Annotated in this window: 10 protein-coding genes and 1 pseudogene; 3 read left to right on the forward strand and 8 right to left on the reverse strand. The window is 66.8% G+C overall.

All coding sequences use genetic code 11. The features are described 5' to 3' along the window. Positions 1 to 114: 114 nt before the first annotated feature. The 7 genes and pseudogenes from ACKI1H_RS04155 to ACKI1H_RS04185 form a co-directional block, all read right to left on the reverse strand. The gene (locus ACKI1H_RS04155; RefSeq protein ID WP_440467722.1) at positions 115 to 1,227 is read right to left on the reverse strand and encodes a class II histone deacetylase; all 1,113 of its coding nucleotides are present in this window, start codon (positions 1,225 to 1,227) and stop codon (positions 115 to 117) included. Further along, on the reverse strand, positions 1,224 to 2,615 hold the full coding sequence (locus tag ACKI1H_RS04160; protein ID WP_440467723.1) for a purine-cytosine permease family protein: 1,392 nt from the start codon (positions 2,613 to 2,615) through the stop codon (positions 1,224 to 1,226). The genes ACKI1H_RS04155 and ACKI1H_RS04160 overlap by 4 nt, the downstream gene beginning before the upstream one ends. Before the next feature lie 66 nt (positions 2,616 to 2,681). After that, the gene (locus ACKI1H_RS04165; RefSeq protein WP_440467724.1) at positions 2,682 to 3,728 is read right to left on the reverse strand and encodes an ABC transporter substrate-binding protein; all 1,047 of its coding nucleotides are present in this window, start codon (positions 3,726 to 3,728) and stop codon (positions 2,682 to 2,684) included. Between the two features lie 199 nt (positions 3,729 to 3,927). Continuing rightward, positions 3,928 to 5,310 (reverse strand): aspartate aminotransferase family protein, encoded by a 1,383-nt coding sequence (locus ACKI1H_RS04170; protein WP_253441418.1) that lies wholly within the window; start codon positions 5,308 to 5,310, stop codon positions 3,928 to 3,930. A gap of 12 nt (positions 5,311 to 5,322) precedes the next feature. Then, positions 5,323 to 5,423, reverse strand: a pseudogene (locus tag ACKI1H_RS04175) (hypothetical protein); the annotation flags it as partial. Positions 5,424 to 5,482: 59 nt separating this feature from the next. Next, positions 5,483 to 6,976: an aldehyde dehydrogenase gene (locus tag ACKI1H_RS04180; protein WP_440467725.1), complete on the reverse strand. Its 1,494-nt coding sequence runs from the start codon at positions 6,974 to 6,976 to the stop codon at positions 5,483 to 5,485. A gap of 195 nt (positions 6,977 to 7,171) precedes the next feature. Continuing rightward, positions 7,172 to 7,969: a carbon-nitrogen hydrolase family protein gene (locus ACKI1H_RS04185; protein ID WP_440467726.1), complete on the reverse strand. Its 798-nt coding sequence runs from the start codon at positions 7,967 to 7,969 to the stop codon at positions 7,172 to 7,174. A gap of 204 nt (positions 7,970 to 8,173) precedes the next feature. On the opposite strand from ACKI1H_RS04185, the gene ACKI1H_RS04190 reads away from it, so the two are divergent. From ACKI1H_RS04190 to ACKI1H_RS04200, 3 genes are all read left to right on the forward strand, one after another. Continuing rightward, positions 8,174 to 9,082: a LysR substrate-binding domain-containing protein gene (locus tag ACKI1H_RS04190; protein ID WP_138523235.1), complete on the forward strand. Its 909-nt coding sequence runs from the start codon at positions 8,174 to 8,176 to the stop codon at positions 9,080 to 9,082. 311 nt (positions 9,083 to 9,393) lie between these two features. After that, complete coding sequence (locus ACKI1H_RS04195) at positions 9,394 to 10,422, forward strand: DUF5924 family protein (protein ID WP_440467727.1); 1,029 nt, start codon at positions 9,394 to 9,396, stop codon at positions 10,420 to 10,422. Between the two features lie 79 nt (positions 10,423 to 10,501). Then, positions 10,502 to 11,341: an acyl-CoA thioesterase gene (locus ACKI1H_RS04200; protein WP_138523239.1), complete on the forward strand. Its 840-nt coding sequence runs from the start codon at positions 10,502 to 10,504 to the stop codon at positions 11,339 to 11,341. Between the two features lie 190 nt (positions 11,342 to 11,531). Here ACKI1H_RS04200 and ACKI1H_RS04205 read toward each other — a convergent pair whose 3' ends face one another. After that, positions 11,532 to 11,873, reverse strand: a complete 342-nt coding sequence (locus ACKI1H_RS04205; RefSeq protein ID WP_138523241.1) for a zinc ribbon domain-containing protein YjdM — start codon at positions 11,871 to 11,873, stop codon at positions 11,532 to 11,534. Positions 11,874 to 11,905 lie beyond the last annotated feature (32 nt).

Genomic DNA, 11,905 nt, shown 5'->3' on the forward strand with positions numbered 1-11,905 from the left:
CTCTCGCAGGGTAACGGCGGATAACGCCTGGGGCGTTATTCGCCCTACGCGAAACCGAACCCCTATCGCAGGGCGAATAACCGCTAGCGGTTATCCGCCGCCACGTCGCGGCGCTCAGCCGAGCAGCTTCGCCGCCATCCGCTCCAGTGCCTGGCGCTGGAAGGCGCGGAAGTCGGCATCCGGCTGCTGGCCTTCGAGCATCGGCAGGAAGGGATCGACCACCTCGGTACGCACACCGGCCATCTCCTCGATCACCGCGTGACCGCAGAACGGCACGTAGGCTTCCGCGTAGCCGCCTTCGTGCACCACCACCAGCTTGCCGTCGCACAGGCGCTCGGCGGCATCGCGCACGGCGGCAGCCATGAAGCGGAAGGTCTCGCTGTGGGCGAGCATGCGCGCCAGGGGGTCCACGCCGTTGGCGTCGAAGCCGCTGGCCACCACGATCAGCTCCGGCTGGAAACGCTCCAGCGCCGGCACGATGATCGTCTCCATGGCCACGCGGTAGGCATCGTCACCGCTGCCTGGATAGAGCGGCACGTTGAGGTTGCAGCCCTTGCCCGCGCCTTCGCCAATGTCGTCCACCGCGCCACTGCCGGTGGGGTAGCAGTCGGCCTGGTGAATCGACAGGGTCAGCACGTCGTCGCGGCCGTAGAAGATCGTCTCGGTGCCGTTGCCGTGGTGCACGTCCCAGTCGAGCACCGCCACGCGCTTGATCCCATGGCGCGCCTTGGCCGTCTCCACCGCCACGGCGATGTTCGCCAGGTAGCAGAAGCCCATGCCGCGATCCGGCAGGCAGTGGTGGCCCGGCGGGCGGGACAGCGCGTAGGCGTTGTCCAACTCGCCGCGCAGCACCGCGTCGACCGCGGCGATGGTCAGCCCGGCGGACTGCCGGGCGATGTCGTAGGTGCCATGGCTGACCATGGTTTCCTCGCCCATGTCGCCGTGGCCGGCTTCGCTGTAGGCCTTGAAGCGCTCCAGGTAGCTGGCCGGGTGCACCCGCAGCAGGTCTTCCTCGCTGGCCAGCGGCGCGCTGGACAGGTGCAGCTGGCTGCTGAGGCCGGAGACGTCCATCAGGCTTTTCAGCCGGCGTTTGCTCTCCGGCGACTCGGCGTGGCCGGCGCCCACCGGCGGCTGCAACCAGCCACCGACGGGAAGGATCAGCGCGTGCAGACCGGTCGCGTGCCAGAAGCAGCGCTCGTCGAAGAAGAACCCGGTCCGACGGCTCATGCGCGGGCCGCCTTCAGGGCGCGCTGGCGCTTGCGGCTGAACAGCCAGTAGACCGGCGAGACCACGCCCAGGCCGACGACCCAGGAGATGTCTGCGCCGTTCATGGCCTGCGCGGCAGCACCGGTGTAGAGCGCGGTGGACATGAACGGCACCTGCACCAGGATGCCGAGGATGTAGCAGTTCACCGCGGTCCAGTTGAAGGTGCCGTAGATGCCGCCGTCACGCCGGAAGAACGACAGCACGTCGTATTCGCCGTGGGCCACCAGGTAGTAGTCGACCAGGTTGATCGCGCTCCAGGGCACCAGCACGTAGAGCAGCAGCAGGATGAAGTTGGTGTAGTTGGCCATGAAGTTGTCCTGGCCGAGCAGGGCGATGGCCAGCGAGCCACTGAATAGCGCCAGGGCGATCACCGCGCGCCAGCCGGCCTGGGCCGACCAGGACGGCAGCAGGGTCTGGCCGACGGTGATGGCCGAGAGCGTGCCGCAGTACAGGTTCATCGAGTTGGTGGCGGCGATGCCGATGGAAAACACCGCAACCATGATGGCGCTGAAGCCGCCGGTCATCTCGATCAGGCCGGCGATGACGTCGCCCTCGCCCACCGACAGGCCGACCAGCACACCCAGCAGCATCGGCAGGATCGAACCCAGGCAGCAGCCCCAGTAGCTCGACCAGAACGCGGTGCGCGCACCGGTGCCCTGCGGCATGTAGCGCGAGTAGTCGGAAACGTAGGGGGCGTAGGCCAGCTGCCACAGCGCGGCGATGGACAGCGCGCCGAGGAAGCCGGGGATGTTGTTCTCGTTGCGCTGCAGCAGGTCCGCCGGCAGGCCGTGGACGAACACCAGCCAGACGAAGCTGATCAGCAGCACCGCGCCGGACAGCCAGGACATCACGCGGGTGTAGCCGTGGATCAGGCGGTAGCCGAACACCGTGGCGATCACACTGATCGCACCCACCAGCAGGATGCCGGTGTTGGTGCCGATCACCTCGAAGCGCGCGTGCAGCGCCTGGCCGCCGAGCACCAGGTTGGAGGCGAAGAAGCCCAGGTACATGATCACCACCAGGGCGACCACCAGCAAGGATCCGAAGGAGCCGAACTGGCCGCGGGTCTGCACCATCTGCGGTACGCCCAGCTGCGGACCCTGGGCCGAGTGCAGGGCCATGAACACGCCACCTACCAGGTTGCCGAGCACCAGCGCCAGCACGGCGGCGAAGAACGGCAGCTTGAACACGGTGACCGCCAGGGCGCCGGTGACCACGGTCAGCAGCATGATGTTGCTGCCGAACCAGATGGTGAAGAGGTCGCGGGCGCGGCCGTGTCGTTCGTGTGCGGCGATGGGCTGGATGGTGCTCAGCTCCAGCGTCGTCGCCTGGTTTTGCGTTGTTGTCATTGTGATTCTCACGCGTCGTTGGCAAGGCAGGCCCGGCGCAGACACCGGGCTTGGATCAGGAAAGGATCAGCGGGCGGCCCAGGCGTTGAAGCGCTGTTCCAGCTCTTCGCCGTGGTCGACCCAGAAGGCCGCGTCCACCGAGCGGGCGCCTTCGAGGTTGGCTGGCGCGGTGGGCAGCGCGTCGCGCACGTCCGCCGGCAGCAGGTCCAGCGTGCCCTTGTGCACCGGGCCGTAGGGGATGTTCTCGGAGAAGGTCTTCTGGGTTTGCGGCTGGCTGGCGAAGGCGATGAACTTCTCGGCCAGCGCCTTGTTCGGCGTGCCCTTCACCACGGCCCAGTATTCCGGGTCGTACAGGCTGCCCGGCCAGACGATGCCCAGCTTCACGCCTTCCTTCTGCGCGGCGGCGATGCGGCCGTTGTAGGCGGCGCTCATCACCACATCACCGGCGGCCAGCCACTGCGGCGGTTGCGCGCCGGCTTCCCACCACTGGATGTTGCCCTTGAGCTGGTCGAGCTTGGCGAAGGCACGGTCGACGCCCTCTTTGGTGCCGAGCACCTTGTAGAGGTCTTCCTGCTTCACGCCATCGGCCAGCAGGGCGATTTCCAGGGTGTACTTGGCGCCCTTGCGCAGGCCGCGCTTGCCCGGATATTCAGCGGTGTTCCAGAAGTCGGCCCAGGATTGCGGAGCCTTGGCGACCTTGGTGCCGTTGTAGGCCATGACCATGGACCAGACGTAGGTGGCCACGCCGCACTCACTGAGGGTGCCGGGGACGAAGTTCTTCTCGTCGCCGATGGCTGCCGGGTCGATGCGCTCGAACAGGCCTTCCTCGCAGCCGCGCAGCAGTTCGGGGCTTTCCACCTCGACCACGTCCCAGCTGACCTTGCCGACGTCGACCATGGCTTTCACCTTGGCCATCTCGCCGTTGTACTCGCCGGCGACGATCTTGCCGGCGCCGCTGGCCTCGAAGGGCTTGAAGTAAGCCTGCTCCTGGGCCGCCTTGGTGGCGCCGCCGAAGGAAATGACGGTGATGCTTTGGGACTGGGCGTTAACGCTACCGACAGCGGCGGCGAGGGCACAGGTGATGGAGATGCGCGTAAGCAAGGACACTTTCATGGAACGACTCCCACAGCCGGATTGGCGTTGTTGTGTTGCTGGGCAGTACCCCCGGCCAGAAGCCGGGCAAAAAAGGTTCCATCGCGCGGGCGTCTTTGCGCTCGCGGCGTTGTTGTGGAGCTTGAGCGGTGTAGGAGCGGGCCATGCCCGCGACCGCTCATGGGTCGCGGGCATGGCCCGCTCCTACAGGGAAAGCGGCTTACAGCACACCGATTTCCTGGGCCGTGCGGTCGACCGCGCGGCGGGTCTTGTCGACCAGTTCGTCGATCTCGGCACGCCCGGCGACCAGCGCCGGGGCCATGATCATGCGGCCGAGGGTGGAACGGATGATCACGCCCTCCTCGAAGCCGATGGTGCGGCAGCGCCAGGCGATGTCGTTCTCGTTGTCGAAGCGCTTGCGGGTGGCCTTGTCCTGGACGAACTGCAGCGCGGCGACGAAGCCGGTGCCCTGGATGTCGCCCACCAGCGGGTGGTTGCCGAAGACTTCGCGCAGGCACTGTTGCAGGTACGGGCCGGTGTCGTTCTTCACCGCGTTCACCCAGCCCTCGTCGCGCAGCGCGCGCAGGTTGGCAACGGCGACGGCGGCGGCCACCGGGTGGCCGGAGTAGGTCAGGCCGTGGGCGAACACGCCGCCCTCTTCCACCAGCGCCTGGGCAATGCGCTTGCTCAGCACCAGGCCGCCCATGGGGATGTAGCCAGAGGTCAGGCCCTTGGCGATGGACAGGGTGTCGGGCTGGAAGCCGAAGTGCTGGTGGGCGAACCACTCGCCGGTACGGCCGAAGCCGCCGATCACTTCGTCGGCGCACAGCAGCACATCGTACTGACGGCAGATGCGCTGGATTTCCGGCCAGTAGCTTTCCGGCGGGAAGATCATGCCGCCAGCGCCCTGGAACGGCTCGGCAATGAAGCCGGCGACGTTGTCGGCGCCCAGTTCGAGGATCTTCTCTTCCAGCTGCAGCGCGCAGCGACGGCCGAACTCGGCCGGTGTCAGGTCACCGCCGGCAGCGAAGAAGTAGGGTTCGTCGATGTGCGCGATGTCCGGGATCAGGCCGCCCATCTCGTGCATGAACTTCATGCCGCCCAGCGCGGTGGCCGCCAGGGTGGAGCCGTGGTAGCCGTTCCAGCGGCCGATCATGATCTTCTTCTGCGGCTTGCCTTCGATCTGCCAGAAGCGGCGCACGGTACGGATCAGCACCTCGTTGGCCTCGGAGCCGGAGTTGGTGTAGATCGCGTGGCTGTAGTGGTCAGGCAGCAGGCTGAAGAGGGTCTCGGAGAGTTCGATCACCGCCGGGTGGGTGGTGTGGAAGAACATGTTGTAGTACGGCAGCTCGTCGAGCTGGGCGGTGGCGGCGGCAGTCAGGTCCTTGCGGCCGTAGCCCAGGTTGGTGCACCACAGGCCGGACATGCCGTCGATGTACTTGTTGCCGTCGTTGTCCCAGAGGTGCAGGCCTTCGCCGCGCACCATCACGCGCGGGCCTTCGGCGTTCAGCGCCTTCTGGTCGAGGAAGGCGTGGATGTGGTGGGCCGCATCCGCTTTCTGGTATTCACGGGTGTCGCGCGGGGCGCGGGTGTTGTCGGTCATCGACTTTCTCCTCTATCCCTCGGCGGTGCTCCGGCAGCCGGCCTGAGGGGTCTTCAGGGGATCGAGGGCGACGGACTTACCTGGGCAGTCTCACCGGCCGTCTCGAACGGTTCGGTTAGCAATCGGGGTGTTGCTCAGGCGCCGGATTCGACCCCGGCGGCCTGTCTTGTCTTCAATCGCGCAGCTGGAACCAGGTGGTCTTCAGCTGGGTGTACTTGTCGAACGAGTGCAGCGAGAGGTCGCGGCCGAAGCCGGACTGCTTGCCGCCGCCGAAGGGAATCGCCGGGTCCAGCGCGTCCACGGTGTTCACCGACACGGTACCGGCATTGAGCTTGCGGGCCACGCGGTGAGCGCGGTGCAGGTCGTCGCTCCACAGGGAAGCGGCGAGGCCGTAGATGCTGTCGTTGGCCAGGCGCACGGCTTCTTCTTCGCTGTCGAAGGGGATGACTGCAAGCACCGGGCCGAACACTTCGTCGCGGGCCAGGGACTGTTCCGGGCGCACGCCGGTGAAGATGGTCGGTTCGATGAAGTTGTCCGAGCCATTGAAGCTCAGCTGGCGACCACCGCAGGCAAGCTGTGCGCCGTCGCCCTGGGCGCGGTCGATGCAGGCCATGATGCCGGCGGTCTGCTTGTTGTCGACGATGGAACCTGCGCGGCTGGCCGGGTCCAGTGGGTCGCCCGGCGCCCAGTCGCGGGCCTTGGCGATGAGCCGCTCGACGAACTCGTCGTGGATCGAACGCTCCACCAGCAGGCGCGAGTTGGCCGAGCAGACTTCGCCCTGGTTGAAGAAGATGCCGAAGGCGGCTTTTTCAGCGGCCAGGTCGAGGTCGCGGCAGTCGGCAAAGACCAGGTTCGGGCTCTTGCCGCCGCACTCCAGCCAGACCTGCTTGAGGTTGGACTGCGCGGAATACTGCATGAAGTACTTGCCGACCTGGGTCGAGCCGGTGAACACCAGGGCGTCCACGTCCGGGTGCAGGCCCAGCGCCTTGCCGGCGGCTTCGCCCAGGCCCGGCACGACGTTCAGCACGCCTTCGGGGATGCCCGCTTCCAGCGCCAGCTCGGCCAGGCGCAGGGCGGAGAACGGCGACTGCTCGGCGGGCTTGAGCACCACGGAGTTACCGGCGGCCAGTGCGGGCGCCAGCTTCCAGGCGGCCATGTCGAGGGGGAAGTTCCACGGCACCACGGCGCCGATCACGCCCAGCGGCGTGCGGGTGATGGTGGCCAGGGCGTTCTGCGCGGTCGGGGCGACCTGGTCGTAGAGCTTGTCGAGGCTTTCGGCGTACCAGGAGAAGACGCCAGCGGCGCCGGGCACGTCGATGTTCCAGGCGTCCATCACCGGCTTGCCCATGTTCAGGGTGTCGAGCAGGGCCAGCTCGTCGCGGTGGGTCATCATCAGCTCAGCGAGCTTCTGCAGCACGGCCTTGCGCTCACGCGGCGCCATGCGCGCCCAGGGGCCGGTCTCGAAAGCCTGGCGAGCGACACGCACGGCGGCATCGATCTCGGCCGCGCCACAGGCGGCGACATTGGCCAGCAGGCGATTGGTCGCCGGGTCGATGGACGCGAAAGTCGCGCCATCCTGCGCGGCCACGCGGCGGCCGCCGATCAGCGCGCTGTCGATGAAGGTCTGCCGGGCAGCACGCTGCCGCCAATCGTTGAGCTCGTACACCAGGGCACTCCTGCTTCGCTCGCCCTCGAGGGACGTTGTTGTTCGAATGTGGATTGGATGGTCGCCCAAGGCCTTGCCAAGGAAAATTATTAAATTTGTCTTCGGCCTATATGAAAAAGCTGGGCAGCCTCGCACCAGAGCGGAGCATGACGCGCCATCGCGGTGCAGGCCTGCGCACCGCTGCAGGGCCCGTATTCAGCGGGTCAACGCACCGTACAGCTCGGGGCGACGGCAAGCCAGGTAGGGGAAAGTCTCGGCCTGGCGGGCACGCTGCTCGGGGTCCAGGTCAACGATCAGCAGACTCTCCGCGGGCCCGGCGGCAGCCAGGCGCTCGCCGTCGGGCGCGACGATGCAGGAGCCACCGAGGAAGGCCAGCCCGTCTTCCACGCCGCAGTGGTTGCAGTAGGCGACGAACAACTGGTTCTCCACCGCCCGCGCCGGGACGATCACGCCCGGCACCGCGCCGTATTCCGGGGTCAGCGCGGTGGGAATCAGGATCAGCCCGGCGCCATTGAGGGCGTGAGTGCGTACCGCTTCGGGGTACTCCACGTCGAAGCAGATCAGCAGGCCAATGCGCCATCCGGCGTAGTCGAACGGGGCTTCCAGCACGTCGCCGGCACTGAACACTTCCCGCTCCATGGCACCGAACAGGTGCGCCTTGCGGTAGTGACCGAGCGCTGCGCCGGTCGGGCCGATCACCTGCACCGCGTTGTAAGGCTTGCCGCCCTGGGGATGGCGTTCGGCGTAGCCGTAGGCGATGGCCAGCCCGAAGCGCTGCGCCAGTTCGCCAATGCGCGCGGCCGACGGCCCGTCCGCCGCCTCGGCCAGCTCGTTCATTTGTTGCGGCACGTTGTAGCCGCCCAGCCACAGCTCCGGGCACAGCAGCAGCTGCGCACCGGCGGCGGCCGCGGCGCCGGCCTGGCGCTCCAGTTGGTCGAGATTGCCGGCAACATCGCCGGGGAGGCCGCAGGTCTGCCAAAGGGCCATGCGCATGAGCTTTACTCCAGGCTGCGTGTACGGGATTTGCAGGGTGTCTTCACGGGCTGCGCTGGAGTATGCCCGCGCCCGGAGGGTCGCAGCAGGCGGCCGAGGCCATGAAAAATGTGGTCCCCGGCGAGGAAAATCTTCGCCATGGGCCGCCCCCGCCGGCCGGCCCAACGCGGTATCTTGTATAAAAAAGCATCAACGAGGCGTGCAGTGGCTTCCTATACCTTGCGGCAATTGAAGTATTTCGTGACCACCGTGGAATGCGGCAGCGTGGCCGAGGCGTCGCGCAAGCTGTACATCGCGCAGCCGTCCATTTCCACGGCGATCAAGGGGCTGGAAGAAAGCTTCGGCGTGCAGCTGTTCATCCGCCACCACGCCCAGGGCGTGTCGCTCACTCCCAGTGGCGCGCGCTTCTACCGCAAGGCGCAGGAACTGCTGCGCATGGCCCACGAATTCGAGCAGAACGCCCTGGCCGACAACGACGTGGTGGCCGGGCAGATCGACATCGGCTGCTTCGAGACGGTCGCCCCGCTCTACCTGCCGCGGCTGATCTCGGGCTTCCGCGAGCGCTACCCGGGCGTGGAAATCCGCATCAGCGACGGCGAGCAGCAGGAGCTGGTGCAGGGCCTCACCGGCGGCCGCTTCGACCTGGCGCTGCTCTACGAGCACGACCTCGACGCGACCATTTCCACCGACCCGCTGATGCCCGCCCAGCGCCCCTACGCGCTGCTGCCGGAGAACCACCGCTTCGCCAAGCAGGACAAGGTGTCCCTGCGCGACCTGGTCCTGGAGCCGATGATCCTGCTGGACGTGCAGCCCAGCCGCACCTACTTCGTGCGCATCTTCGAGGAACTGGGGCTGAACCCGCACATTGCCTTCAGCTCGCCGTCGATCGAGATGGTGCGCGGCATGGTCGGCCAGGGTTTCGGCTTCTCGGTGCTGGTGACCCGCCCGCACTCGGAGTGCACCTACGACGGCAAGAAGGTGGTGATGGTGAACATCGCCGAGGACGTCAGCGCCTCCGGCCTGGTCGCCGCCTGGCTCAAGCGCGCCCAGCTGACCAAGCCGGCGCAGCTGTTCGTCGACTATGCGCGAGAGGAATTGAGCGGGAAGCACTGACGCCTGCTCTTCTTGTAGGAGCGAGCTTGCTCGCGAACCAGCTTAGGCGCGGTGGGGACCCTCTCCCCCGCCCTCTCCCTGAAGGGAGAGGGAGCAGTCCTCTGCAACGGCTCACTTCACAGTCAACCGGCGAGCACTAATGCCTCAGCGCGCTCGGAACAGTCCCCTCTCCCTTCGGAGCGGGGCGCGCAGCCAGGGTTAGGGAGAGGGTCCACGCCCGAGTTCCGAGCCCCTCCCGTCACTCCCCGTGCCTCCTACCGACATCCGGCGTTACAATCTCGCCCCCTTTCGTTTTCGTCATACCCCGCCCCATGCTGATCTGGAAAGAGCGCGTGCAGCGCCTCATCACCCTCGTCCTCGGCCTGCTGCAACGCTACCCGCGCGTGATCGCCCTGTTCGGCTTCTGCTCCGGCGTCTTCAGCTTCATCATGGTGGACCGCCACCGCGCCGGCTTCGCCCGCGCCATGGCCATCGTCATGCTGGTCAGCTGGATCTGGCTGATGCTGGAGAACCTGCTCACCGACCGCTTCAAGCGCCGTTTCGGCTGGGAGGTGCCGCCGGGCCTGCTGCGCTACGCGACCCAGCTGATCCACCAGGAAAGCCTGTTCTTCTGCCTGCCGTTCTTCTTCGTCACCACCACCTGGAACAGCGGCCAGGCGCTGTTCACCGGCGTGCTGACGCTGGCCGGGCTCGCTGCGATCACCGACCCGGTGTACTACAAGTTCCTCTCGGTGCGGCGCTGGACCTTCCTCGGCTACCACACCCTGACGCTGTTCGCGGTGCTGCTCACCGCGCTGCCGATCATCCTCCACCTGAGCACCCCGCAGAGCTACCAGGCGGCGCTCGGTATCGCCGTGCTGCTGTCGTTCCCGAGCCTGGCGGTGACGGTGAAGATCCACAAATGGTGGCGCTGGTTCGCCCTCGTCGGCCTGACGCTGTCCATCGGCGCGGTCGGCTGGTTCGCCCGCGCCTGGGTGCCGCCGTCAACCCTGTGGATGACCGAGATGGCGGTGACCGAGAGCTTCGACAACGCCCAGCGCACCCCTGGCGACAGCCTGGAGACGGTCAGCGTCGCGCAGATCAAAGCCCAAGGTCTCTACGCCTACACCGCGATCAACGCACCACGCGGTCTGAACGAGCGCATCTATCACGCCTGGCGCAAGGACGGCCAGGAAGTCGACCGCATCGCCCTGGACATCAAGGGCGGCCGCGAGGCCGGCTACCGCGCCTGGACGCACAAGCAGAACTTCCCCACCGACCCGAGCGGCAAGTGGCAGGTGCAGGTACTCACCGAGGCCGGCCAGGTGATCGGCACGCTGCGCTTCGAGGTCACGCCCTGACCACTCGGTATCCTTGACCCGACTCGGCGCTTTCCTCTACATAGAGCCTCTCCCGAGAACAAAAAGCGCCGAGAGAGTCATGACCGATACTGCCTTGCACCCGTTCGACCGCGCCGTGGCCCTGCAACCTGTGGCCGGCCAGCCCAACCTCTACGAGGGCCACACCAGCCAGGACTACTGGAACATGGTCGGCCCCTTCGGTGGCGTGACCGCCGCGGTCCTGCTGCAAGGCGCGCTGCGCCATCCGCAGCTGCTCGGCAGCCCGGTGTCGCTGACGGTGAACTACGCCGCCGCCGTCGTGGCCGGCGCCTTCCAGGTCGAAGCCATCCCGGTGCGCACCAACCGCTCCACCCAGCACTGGCTGCTGCAATTGACCCAGGCCGATGAAACCGGCGAGCAGCAGGTGACCACCACCGCCACCCTGGTCACCGCGTTGCGCCGCGAGACCTGGAGCCTGACCGACCTGCCCTTCCCGAACCTCTCTCCGGCCAGCGACTTCGAGCCGATGAGCCCCGCCGCCAAGGGCGTGGCCTGGCCCAAGCAGTACGAGATGCGCCCAGTGTCCGGCGCCTTCCCGACGAAATGGGACGGCAGCGGCGAAACCAGCCGCAGCCAGCTCTGGCTGCGCGACGCCCAGGACCGCCCGCTGGACTTCCTGTCCCTGGCGGCGATGAGCGACATCTTCTACCCGCGCGTCTGGCTGCGCCGCGCCACGCCGGTGCCGGCTGGCACCGTGTCGATCACCACCTATTTCCACACCGACGCCGCACAACTGGCCGAGGTCGGCAGCGGCTACCTGCTGGGTGACGCCCGCGCGCAGGAGTTCCGCAACGGCTTCTTCGACCAGAGCGCGCAGCTGTGGAGCGAATCCGGTGCGCTGCTGGCGACCAGCAACCAGATCGTTTACTACAAGGAATAAGCCGCTTCGCTCTTCGCAGGATGGCGTGGAGCGAAGCGATACCCATCAATTCCTGTAACAGCGAGCGATGGGTATCGCAAGCTCCACCCATCCTACGTAGGTGCTCACTCTCGCCCCTTCCCTGCGGCGAAAAGAGGCGCATGAAAAAGCCCGGCACATGGCCGGGCTTTTTATTGAGGGCGAGGAAGGCTCAGACCTTCTTCACGAACTCCGACTTCAGCTTCATCGCGCCGATGCCGTCGATCTTGCAGTCGATGTCATGGTCGCCGTCCACCAGGCGAATGTTCTTCACCTTGGTGCCGACCTTCACCACCAGGGACGAGCCCTTGACCTTGAGGTCCTTGATCACGGTGACGGTATCCCCGTCCTGCAGCAGGTTGCCGACCGAGTCCTTGATCACGCGGGCATCGCTGTCGCCCTCGCTCGAACCGTCAGCGGACCATTCGTGGGCGCACTCGGGGCAGACCAGCTGGGCGCCGTCTTCGTAGGTGTATTCGGAGTTGCATTTGGGGCAGGGCGGCAGCTGGCTCACGGCGGTTCTCACAGTGGAAACGGTAAAAAGAC

It is taken from the genome of Pseudomonas sp. YH-1 (assembly GCF_051990045.1).
In the GTDB taxonomy this organism is placed as follows: Bacteria; Pseudomonadota; Gammaproteobacteria; order Pseudomonadales; family Pseudomonadaceae; genus Pseudomonas; species Pseudomonas nicosulfuronedens.